The following is a 25,845-nucleotide window of genomic DNA, read 5'->3' as shown; positions in this document are numbered from 1 at the left end:
TCTTTTTTCCTTTCGTGTTACAATAAAGGTATGAATCAGTATCAGAAAAAGATTGTTAAAGGAACCATTTATTCGCTCTTATCTGGCTTAATCTGGGGAATTTGTGGGATTTTAGGAGAGTATTTCTTTACTCATTATCAGGTGTCCTCTGGCTGGATTACCTCTATGCGTTTGACACTGGCAGGAAGTCTTGTGCTCATTTGGTCTGCAATGCAATTAAAGTTACAAGTGCTAGATATCTGGCGAGACAAGAAAAATTACCTGCCCTTTTTGGCCTATGCTATTTTGGGAATTTTCTCAGTTCAGTATTTTTTCTATCTCTGCGTAGAATACTCAAATGCGGCGACAGCAACTATTTTACAGTTTATTAGCCCTGTCTTTATCCTCTTTTACAATCGCTTGGTTTATCAAAAACGAGCGTCAAAAAGTGCTATTTTCTATGTTTTGATTGCTATGCTGGGCGTGTGCTTGATGGCGACAAAAGGCGATCTCTCTCAGTTATCCATGACGCCACTAGCCCTTATAACAGGTCTGTTGAGTGCCATGGGTGTTATGTTTAATGTTATCTTGCCCCAACCTTTCGCGAAGCGCTATGGTTTTGTACCCACGGTTGGGTGGGGGATGATTTTGGCAGGTTTATTTAGCAATGTCCTTTCGCCAGTGTATCAGCTTTCATTTACTCTTGATATTTGGAGTATCTTGATTTGCCTCATTATCGCTTTCTTTGGAACGGCTTTTGCTTTTTTCATTTCCATGAAGGCTGTGTCCTTGGTTTCTCCCTTGGTGGTTTCCGTTATCAGTGCCAGTGAACCTCTCTCTTCTGCTCTCTTGAGTGTTTTGTTTTTAGGCTTGGTAGTGGATTGGTCCCTTCTTCTAGCTATGGGCCTGATTATTTTGCCTATGATTTTCCTATCGGTAGAAGAAGCGAAAGAAAGTAAATAAAAAGTCTTTTCTTAATTCTAAAAGTGTGCTATACTAGAATAGTCAATAAAACACGGGGAGATAGTTGTGAAGAGTGTTTTTAGGTTGTATCGGTAGGGGCTTGCTTTTACCGACAGCACGTTTTATCTCACATCCCTAAAAAATCATACCTAAAAACAGACAAAAAGGCTTCAAATTTGAGGCCTTTTTTGGTAGAATAGTTATCATTATAAAGAATGAGAGGCCTTTTATGACTGCTACAAAAATGAATGCTCAAGAAATTATCCAATTTATCGCCAATGCTGAAAAGAAAACCAGTGTTAAAGTAACTTTTGAGGGGAAACTTGCAACTGCTGTACCTGAATCTGTTGTTAAACTAGGAAATGTCCTATTTGGAGACTGGAAGGACGTAGCTCCTCTTCTCGATGGCTTGGTAGAAAATCAAGACTATGTTGTTGAGCAAGATGCCCGTAATTCTGCAGTTCCTTTGCTAGATAAACGTGCTATCAACGCTCGTATCGAGCCAGGTGCTATTATCCGTGATCAGGTTGAAATTGGTGACAATGCTGTTATCATGATGGGAGCGGTTATCAATATCGGTGCTGAAATTGGTGCAGGAACTATGATTGACATGGGTGCTATCCTTGGTGGCCGTGCTATCGTTGGGAAAAACAGCCACGTTGGTGCAGGTGCCGTTTTGGCGGGTGTGATTGAACCAGCTAGCGCAGAACCAGTCCGTGTTGGAGATAATGTTCTTATCGGTGCCAACGCAGTGGTTATCGAAGGGGTCCAAATCGGTAGTGGTTCAGTTGTCGCAGCGGGAGCTATTGTTACCCAAGATGTCCCAGAAAACGTGGTGGTAGCAGGTGTTCCAGCTCGTATTATCAAAGAGATTGATGCCCAAACCCAACAAAAAACAGCGCTAGAGGATGCGCTTCGTACCTTGTGATTTGTAAAAGAAAAATAGAGGCGGGACCCTTTTTCCAGCCTCTTTCTGCTATATAGGAGGATAGATAGATGTTAGATTTGATTCAGACTAGACGAGATTTGCACCAGATTCCAGAGATTGGTTTGGAGGAGTTCAAGACTCATGCTTATTTGCTAGATGTGATTGAGAAATTGACTGTGGGCAAGGACTTTGTTCAAGTTCGTACTTGGCGGACAGGGATTTTGGTTTATTTGCAGGGAAGTCAACCAGAGCGTACCATTGGTTGGCGGACAGATATTGATGGTCTGCCTATCGTTGAACAAACAGGCCTTCCTTTTGCTTCCCAGCACCAAGGTCGCATGCACGCCTGTGGACATGATTTCCACATGACCATTGCCTTGGGCTGTCTTGAGCGAGCCCTTGAGGAGCAACCTAAAAATAATTTGCTCTTTCTGTTTCAGCCTGCTGAAGAAAATGAAGCTGGTGGTATGCTCATGTATGAGGATGGTGCTTTTGGAGACTGGTTGCCAGACCAGTTTTATGGTCTCCATGTTCGTCCAGATCTAAAGGTTGGACAGATTGCGACCAATACCCATACACTCTTTGCAGGGACTTGTGAGGTGAAGATTCGTTTCAAAGGGAAAGGTGGGCATGCAGCCTTCCCACATGAAGCCAATGACGCCTTGGTTGCTGCTAGTTACTTTGTAACCCAAGTACAGTCAGTTGTCAGCCGCAATGTCAATCCAATAGAGGGAGCAGTGGTGACCTTTGGCCTTTTCCAAGCTGGAACAACCAACAATGTCATTACAGACACAGCCTTTTTACATGGAACTATTCGGGCCTTGACTCAGGACATGAGTCTCTTGGTACAAAAGCGGGTCAAAACAGTTGCAGAAGGGGTTGCAGCATCCTTTGGTATGGAAGTTGAAGTGGAACTCAAACAAGGTGGTTACCTGCCTGTTGAGAACAATCCAGCCTTGGCGCGTGAACTGATGGATTTCTTTGCCGAAAAAGAGGGAATCGAGTTGATTGATATCGATCCTGCTATGACAGGTGAAGACTTTGGTTATCTCCTTTCAAAGGTTGATGGTGTTATGTTTTGGCTAGGTATCGATAGTCCCTACGCTCTTCATCACCCTCAAATGAGTCCTAAGGAAGAGGCATTAGCTATTGGGGTGGATGCGGTCTCTAGTTTCCTGAAAAAGAAGGCAGCAGAGTAGAGGGTTTGTCTATGAAAGCAGAACTACGCAAGAAAATTTTGCAAGAAATGAAGGCTATCCCTCGAGAGCAAAAACAGTTTATAGACCAAGCTTTAACCGAGCGATTGTTACAACACCCCTTCTACCAAGAAGCAAAGGTCATCGCAACCTATCTCTCTTTTTCTCATGAGTTTCAAACGCAGGGATTGATTGAGCAGGCGCTGAAAAACGGCAAGAAGGTTCTGATACCAAAAACCTATCCCAAGGGGCGCATGGACTTTGTGGTCTATGATCCGCAGCAGTTGGTAAAAACTTCCTTTGGATTACTGGAACCACAGGGAGATTTGGAAGTAGTGGATGCCTCTCAGATTGATTTGATTCATGTTCCGGGGCTGGCTTTTACGACAAAGGGTTATCGGATTGGCTATGGCGGAGGCTATTATGACCGCTATCTGGAACAGTTTACTGGTCATACTTTGAGTACAGTTTATCCTTGTCAAATCCGAGACTTTAGCCCTGAAAATCATGATATTCCTGTTCAGGAGGTACTGATTGATGAAAGAAATCTTTGATAGGCGTTACCCTGTGACGAGTTTCTTCCTCTTAGTGACGGCCTTGGTATTTCTACTAATGTTGGTGACCACAGGTGGAAACTTTTACAGGGCAGATACCCTATTTCGATTTGGAGCCATATATGGGCCAGCTATTCGCCTCTTTCCTGAGCAAGTTTGGCGTTTCTTTTCAGCCATTTTTGTTCATATTGGGTGGGAGCATTTCATTGTTAATATGCTTTCGCTCTATTATCTTGGTAGGCAAGTAGAGGAGATTTTCGGTTCTAAGCAGTTTTTCTTTCTCTATCTTTTATCTGGAATGATGGGCAATCTCTTTGTTTTTGTATTTAGTCCCAAATCCTTAGCAGCAGGAGCCTCGACTTCTCTCTATGGGCTATTTGCTGCGATTATTGTTCTTCGCTATGCTACGCGTAATCCTTATATCCAGCAGTTGGGCCAATCCTATCTGACACTTTTTGTGGTTAACATTATTGGAAGTGTTCTGATTCCTGGAATCAGTCTAGCAGGTCATATCGGAGGTGCAGTTGGTGGAGCATTTCTAGCAGTTATCTTTCCAGTTAGAGGAGAAAGACGGATATATAGTGCTAGTCAGAGATTAGGAGCGGTAGTCTTGTTCGTAGGACTCGCAGTCTTACTTCTCTACAAGGGAATGGGATGAAAATTTGTGTAATGAAAAAAGATAAGGCAATTTTTGAACCTTATCTTTTTATGTTTTATACTCAATGAAAATCAAAAAGCAAACTAGGAAACTAGCAGCAGGTTGCTCAAAGCACTGCTTTGAGGTTGTAGATAGAACTGACGAAGTCAGCTCAAAACACTGTTTTGAGGTTGCAGATAAGACTGACGAAGTCAGTAACCATATATACGGCAAGGTGAAGCTAACGTGGTTTGAAGAGATTTTCGAAGAGTATTATTCCTTCTCAGCCAATTCTTTTCCCAGTTGGATGAGGTAATCTTTTAAGTCATCTTTGACTTGTGGATGTTTGAGGGCGTAGTCAATAGATGTTTTCATAAAGCCAAACTTATCCCCAACGTCGTAACGAGCTCCTGTAAATTCACGGGCAAAAACACGCTGTGTTTTATTAAGCGTATCAATAGCGTCGGTAAGCTGGATTTCATTTCCAGCACCAGGAGCCTGCTTTTCGAGGATATCAAAAATTTCCGGTGTCAGAAGATAGCGACCGATAATAGCTAGATCACTTGGTGCATCTTCGGGAGCTGGTTTTTCAACGAAAGTTTCAACGCTATAGAGACCATTAATCCCTTCACCTTGAGGAGCGATAACTCCATATGATGAAACGTCTTCGTGTGGTACGGGCATGACAGCAATGGTTGATGCGTGTGTCTTTTCGTAATCATTCATCAGTTGTTTTGTCAAAGGAACGGCATTCTCGTCTGTGATGTCCATAAGGTCATCACCCAGCATAACAACGAAGGGCTCATTCCCTACAAAAGCTTTGGCTTGTAGGACAGCGTCTCCAAGACCACGAGGGTGAGTTTGGCGGATGAAATGGAGGCGCATACCAGTTGCTTCATCTACCAATTTTAACAAATCCGTTTTGCCTTTTTCCTTAAGATTGTATTCAAGCTCAAAGTTTGAGTCAAAGTGGTCCTCAATAGAACGTTTTGATTTACCAGTGACAACCAGAATATCTTCAATACCTGATTTGAGAGCCTCTTCCACGATAAACTGGATAGTTGGTTTGTCTACAATTGGTAACATTTCTTTGGCAAGAGCCTTGGTTGCTGGTAAAAATCGAGTTCCAAGCCCAGCGGCAGGGATGACTGCCTTTCTAACTTTTGATGTCATAAGAATCCTTTCTTTAGAGGGTTAAGACCACTCATTTTCTGCTTTAAATTCATTGTTCATGATGTCATAAATGGCATCTTTGATATTGGTTCCGTGGTAAATAACTTGGTAAATGGCTTGTGTAATGGGCATATAGACTCCAAGTTCTTGCGCTAGTTCATAGGCTGCTCGAGTCGTTGAGATTCCTTCGATTACCATGCCCATATTGGCTTCGATATCAGCTAGAGATTCTCCACGACCAAGAGCATCTCCGGCTCTCCAGTTACGAGAGTGGATGGAGGTTCCCGTTACAATCAAATCTCCCACACCAGATAAGCCGCTATAGGTCAATGGACTGGCACCGAGTGCTACCCCTAAGCGGGTAATTTCTGCCAAGCCTCGAGCGATGATGGCTGCCTTGGCATTGTCACCAAATCCCAGACCATGTAAAGCTCCGGCACCGACAGCAATAATATTTTTAAGAGCACCAGCAGTTTCAACTCCAATAACATCCGTATTGGTATAAAGTCGGAAGTAGTGATTACTAAAGAGTTCTTGAACGTATTGAGCTGTTTGTAAATCTTTAGAAGCAGCAGTGATTAAAGTCAGGTCACGTACAATGGTCTCTTCTGCATGGCTAGGCCCTGAGACAACGACGATATCACTGCGGAGCTGCTCAGGAATCTCTTCTTCAAGGATGGTTGATAATCGTTTATGACTATCAGGCTCTAATCCCTTTGATGCGTGCATGATGATAGCCTTATGATCTAAGGTTTGTGCAACTTGTTGGGCAACAAGTCGTGTCACTTTTGTTGGGACAACAAACAAAATCGCATCTACATCTTTCAGTGCCTCTGATAAGTCGGTGTAGGCAATGATATTTTCATCTAGAACGACATCTTTAAAGTATTGTTTATTAGTATGGTGTGTATTAATTTCATTGATTTGCTCGGGAAGATTTCCCCAAATACGTACCTCGTGTCCATTGTCATTTAAGACTTGTGAAAGGGCAGTTCCCCAAGAACCAGGCCCCAAGACGGCGACGGTTTGTTTTTCCATGTTTTCCTCCTTAATAGAGTTCTCTTTTTATTTTATCACATTCTAGGGGATTTTGCACTTTCATTGCTGGGGAGTGGTGGCTTTGTGACTTCAAAAATATATAAAAACCGAGACGAAGTATTAAGCTCTTAGTCTCGGTTTTGATATTTCTTAAAGAATGGCTAGATTTATTTCAATTGATCTGTAATGTCTTTTGATAGCAACATTCCCAGATGATAAGTTTTATTGATGTAAGCAATGACATCATTGATATTTTCAGTCGTGTGAATTTTATCCTTGATGTCAGTCCTAAATGTTTCATCCTTCAAAAGTTGTTCTTGGTAGAGCCTTTGCAGTCTCTCCTTCTCGTACTTATTGAGCAGAAAAAGGAAAACCAAGCTAATTACAACGAGGATATAAGCATATTGGCTCATAGGAAATCTCCCTGTATGATAAAGAAGTAGTAGTGAGTAAATCGAATTAGTGGACCTAAAATAGCAGAACAAGCCAGCAAAACTTGATAAGGTTTTTGATAGACTGTCAGTGAAGCGATTAGGTAAATCGCCATAGTTACGACGTCATGGTCTCTAAATCGATTATATTTAGAGACCATGACTAGTGAAGCAGTTAGCTAGTCCGCATATAAGCGGCTAGCGTCTAACAATTAGGAACTTTAGTTCCAATTGTTAGTACTGAATCACATCTTCTCAGGTGCTTCTACTCCAAGCAAGCGAAGGGCCTCTTTGAGAACGACTGCGGTTGCGTAGCTAAGGGCTAGACGGCTGTCGCGTTCTGGGCTTTCATCCAAGATACGCGTGTGTGCATAATATTTGTTGAAGGCTTGAGCCAGGCTAATTGCAAATTTAGCAATGATAGAAGGTTCAAAGTTATCCGCCGCACGGTTGATAATACGTGGGAAGTCTTGGATGAGTTTAATGATTTCCCAACTTTCAGCATCATTCAAGCTATAGTTGCCAGCTGTTTCTGGTTTGAAATCCGCTTTCCGTAAGATAGATTGGATACGAGCGTAGGCGTATTGAACATAAGGTCCAGTTTCCCCTTCGAAGGATACCATAGCCTCTAGGTCGAAGTCGTATCCATTTGTACGGTCAGTCTTGAGGTCATAGAATTTAATGGCTCCAACTCCAACAGCATGCGCTACTTGATCTTTGTTTTCCAATTCAGGATTTTTAGCTTCGATTTGGGCTTTGGCACGGCTAACAGCCTCTGCAACAGTAGGCTCTAGCAAGATGACATTCCCTTTACGCGTAGAGAGTTTTTTCCCTTCTTTTGTAACCAAACCAAAAGGAACATGAGTAATGTCTTCACTCCAGTCGTAGCCCATTTCTTGCAAGACAGCTTTGAGTTGTTTAAAGTGGGCAGATTGCTCTTGACCAACAACGTAGATAGATTTAGCAAATTGGTATTCATTTTTACGGTAAAGGGCTGCAGCCAAGTCACGTGTGATATAGAGAGTTGCACCATCAGATTTCTTGATAAGGGCTGGATGTTCAATTCCATATTTCTCAAGATTGACAACTTGGGCACCTTCTGACTCAACAAGAAGGCCCTTTTCAGAAAGAATATCTACAACTGCATCCATTTTATCGTTGTAGAAGGCTTCTCCGTTGTAGCTGTCAAATTCAACTTTCAATTCATTGTAAAGGCGGTTAAATTCCACCAAACTTTCATCACGGAACCATTGCCAAAGAGCGAGAGCTTCCTCGTCTCCATTTTCAAGTTTACGGAACCATTCGCGTGCTTCTTCATCCAAGCTAGGGTCATTTTCAGCTTCAGCATTGATGCGGACATAGAGTTTAAGAAGTTCATCAATTGGATGAGCTTTTACGGCTTCTTCGTCGCCCCATTTTTTGTAGGCAACAATCAACATCCCAAACTGTTTACCCCAGTCTCCCAAGTGGTTGACCTTGACTGTTTGATAACCGATTTTTTGGAAAATATGTGACAAGCTATCTCCGATAACAGTTGAGCGTAGGTGGCCAATAGAGAATGGCTTAGCGATATTGGGACTAGACATATCGATAACAACATTTTCTTGTTTGCCAATAGTTTGGTCAGCATAGTGTTCTTTTTCAGTGATAACAGCTTGTAATACTTGAGCAGAAATGGCAGATTTATCAAGGAAAAAGTTGACGTAAGGTCCTGTTGCAACAACCTTTTCAAAGGCTTGGCTGTTAATTTTTTCAGCCAGTTCAGCAGCAATCATTTGAGGTGCCTTACGTTCGACTTTTGCAAGTGAAAAAGCAGGGAAAGCAATGTCTCCCATTTCTGAGTTTTTAGGGGTTTCCAGTAAATTTAAAATAGCCTCTTGGTCCAGGCTATCAATGACGCTAGCCAATTCGCTAGCAATCAATTCTTTTGTATTCATTAAGAGCTCCTTTTTGGACTTTTCTACTATTTTATCACAATTTTAAAGAAAGAAGAAAAAATTTTTGAAATCTCCTATTTTTTTGGTATAATATAGTTATAAAAATAGTTATAAATATTCACATAAGAGGATTTTATGAGAAAAAGAGATCGTCATCAGTTAATAAAAAAATGATTACTGAGGAGAAATTAAGTACACAAAAAGAAATTCAAGATCGGTTGGAGGCACACAATGTCTTTGTGACGCAGACAACCCTGTCTCGTGATTTGCGCGAAATCGGCTTGACCAAGGTCAAGAAAAATGATATGGTGTATTATGTACTAGCAAATGAGACAGAAAAGATTGATTTGGTGGAATTTTTGTCTCATCATTTAGAAGGTGTTGCAAGAGCAGAGTTTACCTTGGTGCTTCATACCAAACTGGGAGAAGCCTCTGTTTTGGCAAATATTGTAGATGCAAACAAGGATGAATGGATTTTAGGAACAGTTGCTGGTGCCAATACCTTATTGGTTATTTGTCGAGACCAGCACGTTGCCAAACTCATGGAAGATCGTTTGCTAGATTTGATGAAAGATAAGTAAGGTCTTGGGAGTTGCTCTCAAGACTTATTTTTGACAAGGAGAGACGGAAAATGGCGACAGAAAAGCTATCACCCGGCATGCAACAGTATGTGGATATTAAAAAGCAATATCCAGATGCTTTTTTGCTCTTTCGGATGGGTGATTTTTATGAATTATTTTATGAGGATGCGGTCAATGCTGCGCAGATTCTGGAAATTTCCTTAACGAGTCGCAACAAGAATGCCGACAATCCGATTCCTATGGCGGGTGTTCCCTATCATTCTGCCCAACAGTACATTGATGTCCTGATTGAGCAGGGTTATAAGGTGGCTATCGCAGAGCAGATGGAAGATCCTAAACAAGCAGTTGGGGTTGTGAAACGAGAGGTTGTTCAGGTCATTACGCCAGGGACAGTGGTCGATAGCAGTAAGCCAGACAGTCAGAATAATTTTTTGGTTGCCATAGACCGTGCTGGCAATCAATTTGGCCTAGCTTATATGGACCTAGTGACGGGTGATTTTTATGTGACAGGTCTTTTGGATTTTACGCTGGTTTGTGGGGAAATCCGTAATCTCAAGGCGCGTGAAGTTGTGCTGGGCTATGACTTGTCTGAGGAAGAGGAACAAATCCTTAGTCGTCAGATGAATCTGGTACTTTCCTATGAAAAAGAAGGCTTTGAAGACCTTCATTTACTGGATTCACGATTGGCAGCTGTGGAGCAAGCGGCATCTAGTAAATTGCTCCAGTATGTTCATCGGACTCAGATGAGGGAATTGAACCACCTCAAACCTGTTATCCGCTATGAAATCAAGGATTTCTTGCAGATGGATTATGCGACCAAGGCTAGTCTGGATTTGGTTGAGAATGCTCGTTCAGGTAAGAAGCAGGGCAGCCTTTTCTGGCTTTTGGATGAAACCAAAACAGCTATGGGAATGCGTCTCTTGCGTTCTTGGATTCATCGCCCTTTGATTGATAAGGAACGAATCATCCAACGTCAGGAAGTGGTGCAGGTCTTTCTTGACCATTTCTTTGAGCGCAGTGATTTGACAGACAGTCTCAAGGGTGTTTATGACATTGAGCGCTTGGCTAGTCGGGTTTCTTTTGGTAAAACCAATCCCAAGGATCTCTTGCAGTTGGCGACCACCTTGTCCAGTGTGCCACGGATTCGTGCGATTTTAGAAGGGATGAAGCAACCTGCTCTAACTTATCTTATCGAACAATTGGATGGAATCCCTGAGTTGGAGAGTTTGATTAGCGCAGCGATTGCTCCTGAAGCTCCTCATGTGATTACAGATGGGGGAATTATCCGAACTGGATTTGATGAGACTTTAGACAAGTACCGTCGCGTTCTCAGAGAAGGGACTGGTTGGATTGCTGAGATTGAGGCTAAGGAACGCGAAAACTCTGGTATCAGCACGCTTAAGATTGACTACAATAAAAAGGATGGCTACTATTTCCATGTGACCAATTCACAACTGGGAAATGTGCCTGCTCACTTTTTCCGCAAGGCGACGCTGAAAAACTCAGAACGCTTCGGTACCGAGGAATTAGCTCGTATCGAAGGCGACATGTTGGAGGCACGTGAGAAGTCAGCCAATCTAGAGTACGAAATTTTTATGCGTATTCGTGAAGAGGTCAGCAAGTACATCCAACGTTTACAAGCTCTAGCCCAAGGAATTGCGACAGTTGATGTCCTGCAAAGTCTCGCAGTTGTTGCTGAAACCCAGCATTTGATTCGACCTGAATTCGGAGATGATTCGCGAATTGATATCCAGAAAGGGCGCCATGCTGTCGTTGAAAAGGTCATGGGGGCTCAGACCTATATTCCCAATACGATTCAGATGGCAGAAGATACCAGTATTCAATTGATTACAGGGCCAAACATGAGTGGTAAGTCAACCTATATGCGTCAGTTAGCCATGACGGCGATAATGGCCCAGATGGGTTCCTATGTACCGGCAGAAAGCGCCCGTTTACCGATTTTTTATGCGATTTTTACCCGTATCGGAGCAGCAGATGACTTGGTTTCAGGTCAGTCAACCTTTATGGTGGAGATGATGGAGGCCAACAATGCCATTTCGCATGCGACCAAGAATTCTCTCATTCTCTTTGATGAGTTAGGTCGTGGAACTGCGACTTATGATGGTATGGCTCTTGCTCAGTCCATCATCGAATACATCCACGAGCACATCGGAGCCAAGACCCTCTTTGCGACCCACTACCATGAGTTGACTAGTCTGGAGTCTAGTTTACAACACTTGGTCAATGTCCACGTGGCAACTTTGGAGCAGGATGGGCAGGTGACCTTCCTTCACAAGATTGAACCAGGACCAGCTGATAAATCCTACGGTATCCATGTTGCCAAGATTGCTGGCTTGCCAGCAGACCTTTTAGCAAGGGCGGATAAGATTTTGACTCAGCTAGAGAGTCAAGGAACAGAAAGTCCTGCCCCCATGAGACAAACAAGTGCTGTCACAGAACAGATTTCACTCTTTGATACGACTGAAGAGCATCCTATCCTAGCAGAATTAGCTAAACTGGATGTGTACAATATGACACCTATGCAGGCTATGAATGTCTTGGTCGAGTTAAAACAAAAATTATAAAGAATGAATTACTTGTCATTCTAGCTGTATCAAGGAGACTTCTTTGACAATCCTCCGCTTTTTTGCTAGAATAACATCACACAAACAGAATGAAAAGGAGCTGACACATTGTCGCTCCCTTTTGTCTATTTTTTAAGGAGAAAGTATGCTAATTCAGAAAATAAAAACCTACAAGTGGCAGGCCTTGGCTTCGCTCCTGATGACAGGCTTGATGGTTGCTAGTTCACTTTTGCAACCGCGTTATCTGCAGGAAGTGTTAGACGCCCTCCTTGCTGGGAAATATGAAGCTATTTATAGTATCGGGGCTTGGTTGATTGGTGTGGCCTTGGTCGGTTTGGTTGCTGGTGGGCTCAATGTTATCCTTGCAGCCTATATTGCTCAAGGAGTTTCATCTGACCTTCGGGAGGATGCCTTCCGTAAAATCCAAACCTTTTCTTATGCCAATATTGAACAATTTAATGCGGGAAATCTAGTCGTTCGCATGACAAATGATATCAACCAGATTCAGAACGTGGTCATGATGACCTTCCAAATTCTTTTCAGACTCCCCCTCTTGTTCATCGGTTCGTTTATCCTGGCGGTTCAAACCTTACCTTCTCTGTGGTGGGTGATTGTTCTCATGGTCATCTTGATTTTTGCCTTGACTGCTGTCATGATGGGGATGATGGGTCCTCGTTTTGCCAAGTTTCAAACCCTGCTTGAACGCATCAATGCCATTGCCAAGGAAAATTTGCGTGGCGTTCGTGTGGTCAAGTCCTTTGTCCAAGAAAAAGAGCAGTTTGCTAAGTTTACGGAGGTTTCAGACGAGCTTCTTGGTCAAAACCTTTACATTGGTTATGCCTTTTCAGTAGTGGAACCCTTTATGATGTTGGTCGGCTACGGGGCGGTTTTCCTCTCTATTTGGCTAGTTGCCGGGATGATTCAGTCGGATCCGTCAGTTGTTGGTTCCATTGCTTCCTTTGTCAATTACCTGAGCCAGATTATCTTTACCATTGTTATGGTTGGATTTTTGGGAAACTCTGTCAGTCGTGCTATGATTTCCATGCGTCGTATTCGAGAAATTCTGGACGCAGAGCCAGCCATGACCTTCAAGGATGTGCCAGATGAAGAGTTGGTCGGAAGTCTTAGCTTTGAAAATGTAACCTTTACCTATCCCATGGACAAGGAACCGATGCTGAAAGATGTGAGCTTTACTATTGAACCTGGTCAGATGGTTGGTGTCGTTGGAGCGACTGGTGCAGGAAAATCAACCTTGGCTCAATTGATTCCACGTCTCTTTGACCCACAGGAAGGGGCCATCAAAATTGGAGGCAAGGATATTCGAGAAGTGAGTGAAGGAACCCTGCGTAAAACAGTTTCTATCGTTCTTCAACGTGCCATTCTCTTCAGTGGAACGATTGCAGATAACTTGAGACAGGGTAAAGGAGATGCTACTCTATTTGAAATGGAACGCGCAGCCAATATTGCCCAAGCCAGCGAATTCATTCATCGTATGGAGAAAACCTTTGAAAGTCCAGTTGAGGAACGGGGAACCAATTTCTCAGGTGGACAAAAGCAAAGGATGTCGATTGCGCGTGGGATTGTCAGCAATCCACGTATTCTGATTTTTGACGATTCGACCTCGGCCTTGGATGCTAAGTCAGAGCGCCTAGTGCAAGAAGCCTTGAATAAGGACTTGAAGGGAACAACAACCATTATCATCGCGCAAAAGATTAGCTCGGTTGTTCATGCAGATAAAATCTTGGTTCTAGATCAAGGGCGATTGATTGGTCAAGGGACGCATGCAGACTTGGTTGCCAACAATGCCGTTTACCGTGAAATCTATGAAACACAGAAAGGAAAGGAGGAGTAAAATGAAGACAGTTCAATTTTTTTGGAATTATTTTAAAGTCTATAAGCTATCATTTGTGGTTGTTATCTTGATGATTGTTCTGGCAACTCTTGCCCAAGCCCTCTTTCCAGTCTTTTCTGGACAAGCGGTAACAGAGTTAGCTAATTTAGTTCAAGCTTATCAAGATGGTAATCCAGAACTTGTTTGGCAAAGTCTATCAGGAATCATGGTCAATCTTGGCCTGCTGGTTTTGATTCTATTTATCTCTAGTGTCATATACATGTGTCTCATGACGCGCGTGATTGCAGAGTCGACCAATGAGATGCGTAAAGGCCTCTTTGGTAAGCTTGCCCGCTTGACGGTTTCTTTCTTTGACCGCCGACAAGATGGCGATATCCTGTCTCGTTTTACCAGTGATTTGGATAATATCCTCCAAGCCTTTAACGAAAGCTTGATTCAGGTCATGAGCAATATTGTTTTATACATTGGTCTGATTCTTGTCATGTTTTCGAGAAATGTGACGCTGGCCCTCATCACCATTGCCAGCACACCAGTAGCCTTCCTCATGCTAATTTTCATCGTGAAAATGGCACGCAAATACACCAACCTCCAGCAGAAAGAGGTAGGGAAGCTCAACGCCTATATGGATGAGAGTATCTCAGGCCAAAAAGCCGTGATTGTGCAAGGAATTCAAGAGGATATGATGGCAGGATTTCTTGAACAAAATGATCGCGTGCGCAAGGCAACCTTTAAAGGAAGAATGTTCTCAGGAATTCTTTTCCCTGTCATGAATGGGATGAGCCTGGTCAACACAGCCATCGTTATCTTTGCTGGTTCAGCTGTTCTATTAAATGATAAGACTATTGAAACAAGTACAGCCCTAGGTTTGATTGTTATGTTCGCCCAATTTTCTCAGCAATACTACCAGCCTATTATTCAAGTTGCAGCTAGTTGGGGAAGTCTCCAGTTGGCCTTTACAGGTGCTGAACGGATTCAGGAAATGTTTGACGCAGAGGAAGAAATCCGACCTGAAAAGGCTCCAATCTTCACTAAGTTGCAAGAAGGTGTTGAAATTAGTCATATTGATTTTTCATACTTGCCTGATAAACCTATTTTGAAAGATGTCAGCATTTCCGCTCCGAAAGGCCAGATGATAGCGGTTGTTGGGCCGACAGGGTCAGGGAAAACGACTATTATGAACCTCATCAATCGCTTTTATGATGTTGATGCTGGTGGTATTTATTTTGACGGCAAAGACATTCGTGACTATGATTTAGATAGTCTAAGAAGCAAGGTGGGGATTGTCTTGCAAGATTCGGTCTTGTTTAGCGGAACCATTCGAGACAATATTCGTTTCGGTGTGCCAGATGCTAGTCAAGAAATGGTTGAGGTAGCAGCCAAGGCAACCCACATTCACGACTATATCGACAGCTTGCCTGATAAGTACGATACTCTTATAGATGATGACCAGAGCATCTTCTCGACAGGGCAGAAGCAATTGATTTCCATTGCTCGAACCCTGATGACAGATCCAGAAGTTCTCATTCTCGATGAAGCCACTTCAAATGTAGATACGGTGACAGAAAGTAAGATTCAGCATGCCATGGAGGCAGTTGTAGCAGGCAGAACCAGTTTCGTCATTGCCCACCGCTTGAAAACCATCCTCAATGCAGACCAGATTATTGTCCTCAAAGATGGAGAAGTCATTGAACGCGGTAACCACCATGAACTTTTGAAACTAGGTGGCTTCTATTCAGAACTCTATCACAATCAATTTGTTTTTGAATAAGAAAGAAGTTGTCCTATGCGGGCAGCTTTTTCTTGTCCATAAAAAATATTTATCACAGCCTTAAAAAAAACATATTAGACGAAAGGCATTTTGAGTGATATGATAAGACTATCGTTAATATTCGAAAGGAGAGACATCATGCCTAGAACGGTTGTAGGAGTTGCTGCAAATCTATGTCCCGTAGACGCAGAAGGAAAAAACATTCATTCATCTGTATCTTGTAGATTCGCAGAGAGCATTCGTCAAGTCGGTGGTCTCCCTTTAGTCATTCCTGTTGGTGATGAGTCAGTCGTGCGCGATTATGTAGAAATGATTGACAAGCTCATCTTGACAGGTGGGCAAAATGTCCATCCTCAATTTTACGGAGAGAAAAAGACCATCGAGAGCGACGATTACAATCTAGTGCGTGATGAGTTTGAACTGGCCCTTTTGAAAGAAGCGCTCCGTCAGAATAAACCAATTATGGCAATCTGCCGTGGTGTTCAACTTGTCAATGTTGCCTTTGGTGGAACCCTCAATCAAGAAATCGAAGGTCACTGGCAAGGCCTACCTTTCGGAACATCTCACTCTATTGAGACAGTAGAAGGAAGCGTGGTGGCTAAGCTATTTGGAAAAGAAAGTCAAGTCAATTCCGTCCATCGTCAGAGTATTAAAGATTTGGCACCTAATTTCCGTGTAACTGCTATTGATCCAAGAGACCAAACCATCGAAGCGATTGAGTCTATCGATGAGCACCGCATTATCGGGTTGCAGTGGCATCCAGAGTTTCTGGTTAATGAAGAAGATGGTAATTTAGAATTATTTGAGTATTTATTGAATGAACTGTAACGACTGGGACATCTAGTCGTTCTTTCTTTTTTTTCAAAATTTTTGGAATATGACATTTTTACGCAAACGTTTGAATTCTGATAAAAATTGGAGAAATTTGACAAAAAACTTGAAAAAAACGAAGGTAAGCGTTATGATAGAAAAGAAGAAATATTGGAGGAATAACATGTCACATATTAAATTTGATTATTCAAAAGTTTTAGACAAATTTGTTGCACCACATGAAGTGGAATACATGCAATCACAAGTAACAGCAGCAGATGAATTGATCCGTAAAGGAACGGGTGCTGGTAGCGACTTCTTGGGATGGTTGGACCTTCCTGAAAACTACGACCGCGAAGAATTTGACCGCATCTTGAAAGCTGCTGAGCAAATCAAGTCAGACAGCGATGTTTTGGTTGTGATCGGTATCGGTGGATCTTACCTTGGTGCTAAAGCAGCAATCGATTTCTTGAACCACCACTTCGCAAACTTGCAAACAAAAGAAGAGCGCAAGGCTCCACAAATCCTTTACGCAGGAAACTCAATCTCATCTACTTACCTTGCTGACTTGGTAGAGTATGTTGCAGACAAAGACTTTTCAGTAAACGTGATTTCTAAATCAGGTACAACAACTGAACCAGCGATTGCTTTCCGTGTCTTCAAAGAACTTTTGGTTAAGAAATACGGTCAAGAAGAAGCCAACAAACGTATCTATGCAACAACTGACCGCCAAAAAGGTGCTGTTAAGGTTGAAGCAGACGCTAACGGTTGGGAAACATTTGTTGTTCCAGATGATATCGGTGGACGCTTCTCAGTATTGACAGCCGTTGGTTTGCTTCCAATCGCAGCATCAGGAGCTGACATCAAAGCCCTTATGGAAGGTGCGAATGCAGCTCGCAAAGACTACACTTCAGATAAAATCTCTGAAAACGAAGCTTACCAATATGCAGCAGTTCGTAACATCCTTTACCGTAAAGGCTATGCAACTGAGATCTTGGTAAACTACGAGCCATCACTTCAATACTTCTCAGAATGGTGGAAACAATTGGCTGGTGAATCAGAAGGAAAAGACCAAAAAGGTATCTACCCAACTTCAGCCAACTTCTCAACTGACTTGCACTCCCTTGGTCAATTTATCCAAGAAGGAACTCGTATCATGTTTGAAACAGTTGTCCGTGTTGACAAACCTCGCAAGAACGTGATTATCCCTAGCTTGGAAGAAGACCTTGATGGACTTGGTTACCTTCAAGGAAAAGACGTTGACTTTGTAAACAAAAAAGCGACTGATGGTGTTCTTCTTGCCCACACAGATGGTGATGTACCAAACATGTATGTGACTCTTCCAGAGCAAGACGCCTTCACTCTTGGTTACACTATCTACTTCTTCGAATTGGCTATCGCCCTTTCTGGTTACTTGAATGCCATCAACCCATTTGACCAACCAGGTGTTGAAGCTTACAAACGTAACATGTTTGCCCTTCTTGGAAAACCAGGATTTGAAGAATTGAGCAAAGAACTTAACGCACGTCTATAATAGAAGAAAAGAGTGGTTTGTCCACTCTTTTTACTCTCTTTATTCATAGAAATTGGACTCAGCCAAGACTTGTGATATAATATAGAGAGCAAAAAGGCAGACGCCTAGAGACTTTATAGGAGAAACTATGTCAAAAGATATCCGCGTACGTTACGCACCAAGTCCAACAGGACTACTACACATCGGAAATGCCCGTACAGCATTGTTTAACTACTTGTATGCACGCCATCATGGTGGAACATTTATCATTCGTATCGAAGATACTGATCGTAAACGCCATGTCGAAGATGGTGAACGTTCACAGCTTGAAAACCTTCGTTGGTTGGGCATGGATTGGGATGAAAGTCCAGAAACACATGAAAACTACCGCCAGTCTGAACGTTTGGACTTGTATCAAAAATACATCGATCAATTGCTAGTTGAAGGAAAAGCCTACAAATCTTACGTTACAGAAGAAGAGTTAGCCGCTGAACGCGAACGCCAAGAAGCAGCTGGCGAAACACCACGCTACATCAACGAATACCTTGGTATGAGTGAAGAGGAAAAAGCGGCTTATATCGCAGAACGTGAAGCAGCAGGAATCATCCCAACAGTTCGCTTGGCGGTCAATGAGTCAGGTATCTACAAGTGGCATGATATGGTCAAAGGTGATATCGAATTTGAAGGTGGCAATATCGGTGGTGACTGGGTTATCCAAAAGAAAGACGGTTACCCAACTTACAACTTTGCCGTTGTCATCGATGACCATGATATGCAAATTTCTCACGTAATCCGTGGAGACGACCACATTGCTAATACACCAAAACAGCTCATGGTTTATGAAGCACTTGGTTGGGAAGCTCCAGAGTTTGGTCACATGACTTTGATTATCAACTCTGAAACTGGGAAAAAATTGTCTAAACGCGATACTAATACACTTCAATTTATCGAAGATTACCGAAAGAAAGGTTACCTTCCAGAAGCAGTCTTTAACTTTATTGCTCTTCTTGGTTGGAACCCAGGTGGCGAAGATGAGATTTTCTCTCGTGAAGAACTCATTAAACTTTTCGATGAAAACCGCCTCAGCAAGTCTCCAGCAGCCTTTGACCAGAAAAAACTAGACTGGATGAGCAATGATTATATCAAGAATGCAGACCTAGAAACTATCTTTGAAATGGCAAAACCATTCTTAGAGGAAGCAGGCCGTTTAACTGACAAGGCTGAAAAACTAGTTGAGCTCTATAAACCACAAATGAAATCAGTAGATGAAATTATTCCATTGACAGATCTCTTCTTCTCAGATTTCCCAGAATTGACAGAAGCAGAGCGCGAAGTCATGGCGGGGGAAACAGTCCCAACAGTTCTTGAAGCCTTCAAAGCAAAGCTTGAAGCGATGACAGATGATGAATTTGTGACAGAGAATATCTTCCCACAAATTAAAGCAGTCCAAAAAGAAACAGGTATTAAAGGGAAAAATCTTTTCATGCCTATTCGTATCGCTGTTTCAGGTGAAATGCATGGACCAGAATTGCCAGATACGATCTTCTTGTTAGGCCGCGAAAAATCAATCCAACATATCGAAAATATGTTAAAGGAAATCTCTAAGTAAGAAGGGTACAATAATGGACATTTGGGAAAAGATGTACGAAGAAGCACAGAAGCTATACGATCCACATGAAGTATCTGATTTTGTTTACGCTAACCATGTTGTGGCCGCAGTAGAAGCAGAAGATGGACAAATATTTACAGGATTCTGCATGGAGGGAACCTGTGGTGTTTTCCATCTCTGCGCAGAGCGGGCAGCACTCTTCAATATGTACCAATTTTCGGGACAAACTAAGGTTAAAAAAGTCTTAGCCTTTCGAGAGCAACCACCTTATGGTGGAAGTTCGGGTATGCCTTGTGGCGCTTGCAGAGAGTTCCTCTTAGAGTTGAACGCTGAAAATAAGGACGCAGAATTCATGATGGACTACAATACAAGAAAGACAGTGAAAGTCGCAGGACTAATCCCATATTGGTGGGGAGAAGAACGTGCTTCTAAGTTTAATAATCAATAGAAGAGTCAGTATAATTCTGGCTCTTTTTACTATAAGTTGAAAAAGTTGATTTGAAAAAAAGGTAAATTCCCAAACTAAGTTCTACTGCTAATCCAAGTGGAAGTTAGTCTGATAAAAATCGTAAAAACCAGTGAACATCCGTGTCAGGGTAACTTCCACTGGTTTTAATCATGCTTGATTTCTTGACCGAACGCTTCCGATTATTTTCATAAGACTGTTGAGCATAGTCGGCAGAATAAACCGCTTTGAAGCGCCCTTTTCCAAGACATTGTCGGACTGTCCCACGCTTGATTTCAGTATGGATAGTTTGAGGAACTTTTCCAAGTAGAGAAGCAATTTCTCTATTTGATTTTCCTTCTTTTTTCCATCGTTCAATTAAGCGACGGTATCGATTGTCAAATGTTTGCCTTTTGTAGTATAATTGTCATGCATCTCTGTGCCTTTCTTGTGTTTGTAGTGGAACAACAGGTATAACACAGAGGTGTTTTCTTATGCCTAGAAGAGCTTTCATTTGACAAGAGGAACCCTTGAAGCGGTTTTGTTAGCTAAACCAAGGCTAATTTTAGCCTTGGTTCGCCAGCCTAACAGCATCAAGCCTCTTATCAAATGAAATCGAGGACTAGCTATCAGCTAGTTGAACCATCTAATTTTTAGGAGAGCTGGGTGGCTAACTTCATTATAGAACTTTTAGAGAAGTTACCGAATTGAAAAATTTGTAAAAAGTTTAAAAAAGTAGTTGACAAAGTTTGAAAAGCCTGTATAATAGTAAGAGTTGAAAATAACAACTCTGGTCCGTTGGTCAAGGGGTTAAGACACCGCCTTTTCACGGCGGTAACACGGGTTCGAATCCCGTACGGACTATAGTATGTTGCAGTTGGAACACTTGATGAAAAAAGATTAAAAAAGTTTCAAAAAAGTGTTGACAAGCGAAAGCGTCTGTGATATACTAATATAGTTGTCGCTTGAGAGAAGCAAGTGACAAAGACCTTTGAAAACTGAACAAGACGAACCAATGTGCAGGGCACTACAACAACTGTTGTAGTACTGAACAATGAAAAAAACAATAAATCTGTCAGTGACAGAAATGAGTGAGAACTCAAACTTTTAATGAGAGTTTGATCCTGGCTCAGGACGAACGCTGGCGGCGTGCCTAATACATGCAAGTAGAACGCTGAAGGAGGAGCTTGCTTCTCTGGATGAGTTGCGAACGGGTGAGTAACGCGTAGGTAACCTGCCTGGTAGCGGGGGATAACTATTGGAAACGATAGCTAATACCGCATAATAGTAGATGTTGCATGACATTTGCTTAAAAGGTGCAATTGCATCACTACCAGATGGACCTGCGTTGTATTAGCTAGTTGGTGGGGTAACGGCTCACCAAGGCGACGATACATAGCCGACCTGAGAGGGTGATCGGCCACACTGGGACTGAGACACGGCCCAGACTCCTACGGGAGGCAGCAGTAGGGAATCTTCGGCAATGGACGGAAGTCTGACCGAGCAACGCCGCGTGAGTGAAGAAGGTTTTCGGATCGTAAAGCTCTGTTGTAAGAGAAGAACGAGTGTGAGAGTGGAAAGTTCACACTGTGACGGTATCTTACCAGAAAGGGACGGCTAACTACGTGCCAGCAGCCGCGGTAATACGTAGGTCCCGAGCGTTGTCCGGATTTATTGGGCGTAAAGCGAGCGCAGGCGGTTAGATAAGTCTGAAGTTAAAGGCTGTGGCTTAACCATAGTACGCTTTGGAAACTGTTTAACTTGAGTGCAAGAGGGGAGAGTGGAATTCCATGTGTAGCGGTGAAATGCGTAGATATATGGAGGAACACCGGTGGCGAAAGCGGCTCTCTGGCTTGTAACTGACGCTGAGGCTCGAAAGCGTGGGGAGCAAACAGGATTAGATACCCTGGTAGTCCACGCCGTAAACGATGAGTGCTAGGTGTTAGACCCTTTCCGGGGTTTAGTGCCGTAGCTAACGCATTAAGCACTCCGCCTGGGGAGTACGACCGCAAGGTTGAAACTCAAAGGAATTGACGGGGGCCCGCACAAGCGGTGGAGCATGTGGTTTAATTCGAAGCAACGCGAAGAACCTTACCAGGTCTTGACATCCCTCTGACCGCTCTAGAGATAGAGTTTTCCTTCGGGACAGAGGTGACAGGTGGTGCATGGTTGTCGTCAGCTCGTGTCGTGAGATGTTGGGTTAAGTCCCGCAACGAGCGCAACCCCTATTGTTAGTTGCCATCATTCAGTTGGGCACTCTAGCGAGACTGCCGGTAATAAACCGGAGGAAGGTGGGGATGACGTCAAATCATCATGCCCCTTATGACCTGGGCTACACACGTGCTACAATGGCTGGTACAACGAGTCGCAAGCCGGTGACGGCAAGCTAATCTCTTAAAGCCAGTCTCAGTTCGGATTGTAGGCTGCAACTCGCCTACATGAAGTCGGAATCGCTAGTAATCGCGGATCAGCACGCCGCGGTGAATACGTTCCCGGGCCTTGTACACACCGCCCGTCACACCACGAGAGTTTGTAACACCCGAAGTCGGTGAGGTAACCGTAAGGAGCCAGCCGCCTAAGGTGGGATAGATGATTGGGGTGAAGTCGTAACAAGGTAGCCGTATCGGAAGGTGCGGCTGGATCACCTCCTTTCTAAGGATAAGGAACTGCGCATTGGTCTTGTTTAGTCTTGAGAGGTCTTGTGGGGCCTTAGCTCAGCTGGGAGAGCGCCTGCTTTGCACGCAGGAGGTCAGCGGTTCGATCCCGCTAGGCTCCATTGGTGAGAGATCACCAAGTAATGCACATTGAAAATTGAATATCTATATCAAATAGTAACAAGAAAATAAACCGAAAACGCTGTAGTATTAATAAGAGTTTATGACTGAAAGGTCAGAAAAATAAGGTTAAGTTAATAAGGGCGCACGGTGGATGCCTTGGCACTAGGAGCCGAAGAAGGACGTGACAAACGACGATATGCCTTGGGTAGCTGTAAGTAAGCGATGATCCAGGGATTTCCGAATGGGGGAACCCAACAGGTACTACCTGTTACCCGCATCTGTTAAGGATGTGAGGAGGAAGACGCAGTGAACTGAAACATCTAAGTAGCTGCAGGAAGAGAAAGCAAAAGCGATTGCCTTAGTAGCGGCGAGCGAAACGGCAGGAGGGCAAACCGAAGAGTTTACTCTTCGGGGTTGTAGGACTGCAATGTGGACTCAAAGATTATAGAAGAATGATTTGGGAAGATCAGCCAAAGAGAGTAACAGCCTCGTATTTAAAATAGTCTTTGTACCTAGCAGTATCCTGAGTACGGCGGGACACGTGAAATCCCGTCGGAATCTGGGAGGACCATCTCCCAACCCTAAATACTCCCTAGTGACCGATAGTGAACCAGTACCGTGAGGGAAAGGTGAAAAGCACCCCGGGAGGGAAGTGAAATAGAACCTGAAACCGTGTGCCTACAACAAGTTCGAGCCCGTTAATGGGTGAGAGCGTGCCTTTTGTAGAATGAACCGGCGAGTTACGTTATGATGCGAGGTTAAGTTGAAGAGACGGAGCCGTAGGGAAACCGAGTCTGAATAGGGCGAATTAGTATCATGACGTAGACCCGAAACCATGTGACCTACCCATGAGCAGGTTGAAGGTGCGGTAAGACGCACTGGAGGACCGAACCAGGGCACGTTGAAAAGTGCTTGGATGACTTGTGGGTAGCGGAGAAATTCCAAACGAACTTGGAGATAGCTGGTTCTCTCCGAAATAGCTTTAGGGCTAGCGTCGACATTAGAGATTCTTGGAGGTAGAGCACTGTTTGGGTGAGGGGTCCATCCCGGATTACCAATCTCAGATAAACTCCGAATGCCAATGAATTATGGTCGGCAGTCAGACTGCGAGTGCTAAGATCCGTAGTCGAAAGGGAAACAGCCCAGACCACCAGCTAAGGTCCCAAAATAATTGTTAAGTGGAAAAGGATGTGGGGTTGCACAGACAACTAGGATGTTAGCTTAGAAGCAGCTATTCATTCAAAGAGTGCGTAATAGCTCACTAGTCGAGTGACCCTGCGCCGAAAATGTACCGGGGCTAAAACAATTTACCGAAGCTGTGGATACCTTTATAGGTATGGTAGGAGAGCGTTCTATGTGTGATGAAGGTGTACCGTGAGGAGTGCTGGAACGCATAGAAGTGAGAATGCCGGTATGAGTAGCGAAAGACAGGTGAGAATCCTGTCCACCGTAAGACTAAGGTTTCCAGGGGAAGGCTCGTCCGCCCTGGGTTAGTCGGGACCTAAGGAGAGACCGAAAGGTGTATCCGATGGACAACAGGTTGATATTCCTGTACTAGAGTATGTAGTGATGGAGGGACGCAGTAGGCTAACTAAAGCAGACGATTGGAAGTGTCTGTCTAAGCAGTGAGGTGTGAATTGAGTTAAATGCTTAGTTCTATAACATTGAGCTGTGATGGGGAGCGAAGTTTAGTAGCGAAGTTAGTGACGTCACACTGCCAAGAAAAGCTTCTAGCGTTTAAACATACTCTACCCGTACCGCAAACCGACACAGGTAGTCGAGGCGAGTAGCCTCAGGTGAGCGAGAGAACTCTCGTTAAGGAACTCGGCAAAATGACCCCGTAACTTCGGGAGAAGGGGTGCTGACTTTAAGTCAGCCGCAGTGAATAGGCCCAAGCAACTGTTTATCAAAAACACAGCTCTCTGCTAAATCGTAAGATGATGTATAGGGGGTGACGCCTGCCCGGTGCTGGAAGGTTAAGAGGAGTGCTTAGCGCAAGCGAAGGTATGAATTGAAGCCCCAGTAAACGGCGGCCGTAACTATAACGGTCCTAAGGTAGCGAAATTCCTTGTCGGGTAAGTTCCGACCCGCACGAAAGGCGTAATGATTTGGGCACTGTCTCAACGAGAGACTCGGTGAAATTTTAGTACCTGTGAAGATGCAGGTTACCCGCGACAGGACGGAAAGACCCCATGGAGCTTTACTGCAGTTTGATATTGAGTGTCTGTACCACATGTACAGGATAGGTAGGAGTCTACGAGATCGGGACGCCAGTTTCGAAGGAGACGTTGTTGGGATACTACCCTTGTGTTATGGCCACTCTAACCCAGATAGGTGATCCCTATCGGAGACAGTGTCTGACGGGCAGTTTGACTGGGGCGGTCGCCTCCTAAAAGGTAACGGAGGCGCCCAAAGGTTCCCTCAGAATGGTTGGAAATCATTCGCAGAGTGTAAAGGTATAAGGGAGCTTGACTGCGAGAGCTACAACTCGAGCAGGGACGAAAGTCGGGCTTAGTGATCCGGTGGTTCCGTATGGAAGGGCCATCGCTCAACGGATAAAAGCTACCCTGGGGATAACAGGCTTATCTCCCCCAAGAGTTCACATCGACGGGGAGGTTTGGCACCTCGATGTCGGCTCGTCGCATCCTGGGGCTGTAGTCGGTCCCAAGGGTTGGGCTGTTCGCCCATTAAAGCGGCACGCGAGCTGGGTTCAGAACGTCGTGAGACAGTTCGGTCCCTATCCGTCGCGGGCGTAGGAAATTTGAGAGGATCTGCTCCTAGTACGAGAGGACCAGAGTGGACTTACCGCTGGTGTACCAGTTGTCTTGCCAAAGGCATCGCTGGGTAGCTATGTAGGGAAGGGATAAACGCTGAAAGCATCTAAGTGTGAAACCCACCTCAAGATGAGATTTCCCATGATTATATATCAGTAAGAGCCCTGAGAGATGATCAGGTAGATAGGTTAGAAGTGGAAGTGTGGCGACACATGTAGCGGACTAATACTAATAGCTCGAGGACTTATCCAAAGTAACTGAGAATATGAAAGCGAGAGGTTTTCTGGTTTGAATA

16 protein-coding genes, 2 tRNA genes, 2 rRNA genes and 2 pseudogenes are annotated in these 25,845 nt (G+C 43.8%); 17 read left to right on the top strand and 5 right to left on the bottom strand.

Translation table 11 applies throughout. The annotated features are described in order from the left end of the window. Window positions 1-30 precede the first annotated feature (30 nt). The 5 genes from HMPREF9957_RS11440 to HMPREF9957_RS11420 all read left to right on the top strand — a co-directional run bounded on the left by HMPREF9957_RS11440 (window position 31) and on the right by HMPREF9957_RS11420 (window position 4,278). Window positions 31-942, top strand: coding sequence for a DMT family transporter (locus HMPREF9957_RS11440; RefSeq protein WP_004242760.1), 912 nt, complete (start codon window positions 31-33; stop codon window positions 940-942). 229 nt (window positions 943-1,171) lie between these two features. Then, a complete protein-coding gene (gene dapD / locus HMPREF9957_RS11435) occupies window positions 1,172-1,870 on the top strand; it encodes a 2,3,4,5-tetrahydropyridine-2,6-dicarboxylate N-acetyltransferase (protein ID WP_000127450.1) in 699 nt (232 codons plus the stop codon). A gap of 68 nt (window positions 1,871-1,938) precedes the next feature. After that, window positions 1,939-3,069 carry an N-acetyldiaminopimelate deacetylase gene (locus HMPREF9957_RS11430; protein ID WP_000885085.1) on the top strand — a complete coding sequence of 377 codons (1,131 nt, stop codon included), beginning with the start codon at window positions 1,939-1,941 and terminating at the stop codon, window positions 3,067-3,069. 11 nt (window positions 3,070-3,080) lie between these two features. Beyond that, a complete protein-coding gene (locus HMPREF9957_RS11425; RefSeq protein ID WP_000642756.1) occupies window positions 3,081-3,620 on the top strand; it encodes a 5-formyltetrahydrofolate cyclo-ligase in 540 nt (179 codons plus the stop codon). Further along, entirely contained in the window at window positions 3,604-4,278 is a 675-nt protein-coding gene (locus HMPREF9957_RS11420; RefSeq protein ID WP_000658503.1) for a rhomboid family intramembrane serine protease, read from the top strand. The genes HMPREF9957_RS11425 and HMPREF9957_RS11420 overlap by 17 nt, the downstream gene beginning before the upstream one ends. 252 nt (window positions 4,279-4,530) lie before the next feature. Here HMPREF9957_RS11420 and galU read toward each other — a convergent pair whose 3' ends face one another. The 4 genes from galU to argS form a co-directional block, all read right to left on the bottom strand. Further along, the gene (gene galU, locus HMPREF9957_RS11415) at window positions 4,531-5,430 is read right to left on the bottom strand and encodes a UTP--glucose-1-phosphate uridylyltransferase GalU (RefSeq protein WP_000202219.1); all 900 of its coding nucleotides are present in this window, start codon (window positions 5,428-5,430) and stop codon (window positions 4,531-4,533) included. Window positions 5,431-5,451: 21 nt separating this feature from the next. Then, on the bottom strand, window positions 5,452-6,468 hold the full coding sequence (locus tag HMPREF9957_RS11410) for an NAD(P)H-dependent glycerol-3-phosphate dehydrogenase (RefSeq protein ID WP_000415113.1): 1,017 nt from the start codon (window positions 6,466-6,468) through the stop codon (window positions 5,452-5,454). A 167-nt stretch (window positions 6,469-6,635) separates the two neighbouring features. Next, a complete protein-coding gene (locus HMPREF9957_RS11405; protein WP_000084863.1) occupies window positions 6,636-6,881 on the bottom strand; it encodes a hypothetical protein in 246 nt (81 codons plus the stop codon). Window positions 6,882-7,144: 263 nt separating this feature from the next. Continuing rightward, window positions 7,145-8,836: an arginine--tRNA ligase gene (argS, locus tag HMPREF9957_RS11400; protein ID WP_001092726.1), complete on the bottom strand. Its 1,692-nt coding sequence runs from the start codon at window positions 8,834-8,836 to the stop codon at window positions 7,145-7,147. A gap of 135 nt (window positions 8,837-8,971) precedes the next feature. Between argS and argR the strand changes: the two are divergent. The 8 genes and pseudogenes from argR (at window position 8,972) to HMPREF9957_RS11355 (ending at window position 20,002) form a co-directional block, all read left to right on the top strand. Continuing rightward, window positions 8,972-9,417, top strand: a pseudogene (gene argR / locus HMPREF9957_RS11395) (arginine repressor). A gap of 50 nt (window positions 9,418-9,467) precedes the next feature. Then, the gene (gene mutS / locus HMPREF9957_RS11390) at window positions 9,468-12,002 is read left to right on the top strand and encodes a DNA mismatch repair protein MutS (protein WP_000179931.1); all 2,535 of its coding nucleotides are present in this window, start codon (window positions 9,468-9,470) and stop codon (window positions 12,000-12,002) included. Window positions 12,003-12,147: 145 nt separating this feature from the next. Then, on the top strand, window positions 12,148-13,854 hold the full coding sequence (gene patA / locus HMPREF9957_RS11385; RefSeq protein ID WP_000908116.1) for a multidrug efflux ABC transporter subunit PatA: 1,707 nt from the start codon (window positions 12,148-12,150) through the stop codon (window positions 13,852-13,854). Between the two features lies 1 nt (window position 13,855). After that, window positions 13,856-15,622: a multidrug efflux ABC transporter subunit PatB gene (gene patB / locus HMPREF9957_RS11380; RefSeq protein ID WP_000859878.1), complete on the top strand. Its 1,767-nt coding sequence runs from the start codon at window positions 13,856-13,858 to the stop codon at window positions 15,620-15,622. A 138-nt stretch (window positions 15,623-15,760) separates the two neighbouring features. Next, window positions 15,761-16,450: a gamma-glutamyl-gamma-aminobutyrate hydrolase family protein gene (locus HMPREF9957_RS11375; protein ID WP_001138351.1), complete on the top strand. Its 690-nt coding sequence runs from the start codon at window positions 15,761-15,763 to the stop codon at window positions 16,448-16,450. 166 nt (window positions 16,451-16,616) lie between these two features. Continuing rightward, the gene (locus HMPREF9957_RS11365; protein ID WP_000018268.1) at window positions 16,617-17,966 is read left to right on the top strand and encodes a glucose-6-phosphate isomerase; all 1,350 of its coding nucleotides are present in this window, start codon (window positions 16,617-16,619) and stop codon (window positions 17,964-17,966) included. Window positions 17,967-18,093: 127 nt separating this feature from the next. Beyond that, complete coding sequence (gene gltX, locus HMPREF9957_RS11360; RefSeq protein WP_000031059.1) at window positions 18,094-19,554, top strand: glutamate--tRNA ligase; 1,461 nt, start codon at window positions 18,094-18,096, stop codon at window positions 19,552-19,554. 13 nt (window positions 19,555-19,567) lie between these two features. Next, window positions 19,568-20,002: a cytidine deaminase family protein gene (locus HMPREF9957_RS11355; protein ID WP_000355898.1), complete on the top strand. Its 435-nt coding sequence runs from the start codon at window positions 19,568-19,570 to the stop codon at window positions 20,000-20,002. 163 nt (window positions 20,003-20,165) lie between these two features. On the opposite strand, the pseudogene HMPREF9957_RS11350 reads toward HMPREF9957_RS11355, so the two are convergent. Continuing rightward, window positions 20,166-20,434: pseudogene (locus tag HMPREF9957_RS11350) on the bottom strand (helix-turn-helix domain-containing protein); the annotation flags it as partial. Between the two features lie 357 nt (window positions 20,435-20,791). Between HMPREF9957_RS11350 and HMPREF9957_RS11345 the strand changes: the two are divergent. The 4 genes from HMPREF9957_RS11345 (at window position 20,792) to HMPREF9957_RS11330 (ending at window position 25,802) form a co-directional block, all read left to right on the top strand. Continuing rightward, window positions 20,792-20,863 (top strand) — tRNA-Glu (locus tag HMPREF9957_RS11345). A 242-nt stretch (window positions 20,864-21,105) separates the two neighbouring features. After that, a 16S ribosomal RNA gene (locus tag HMPREF9957_RS11340) occupies window positions 21,106-22,651 on the top strand. Between the two features lie 51 nt (window positions 22,652-22,702). Then, window positions 22,703-22,775, top strand: a tRNA-Ala gene (locus tag HMPREF9957_RS11335). A gap of 125 nt (window positions 22,776-22,900) precedes the next feature. Continuing rightward, window positions 22,901-25,802: ribosomal RNA gene (locus HMPREF9957_RS11330) — 23S ribosomal RNA — on the top strand. Together the 16S and 23S rRNA genes with 2 tRNA genes alongside form the textbook arrangement of a ribosomal RNA operon. The last annotated feature ends 43 nt before the right edge of the window (window positions 25,803-25,845 follow it).

Origin of the sequence: Streptococcus mitis SK1080 (assembly GCF_000220085.1) — a bacterium.
Taxonomy (GTDB): domain Bacteria; phylum Bacillota; class Bacilli; order Lactobacillales; family Streptococcaceae; genus Streptococcus; species Streptococcus mitis_K.
Note: the sequence above shows the minus strand (reverse complement) of the source record. Positions and strands in the feature narration are given on the sequence as shown.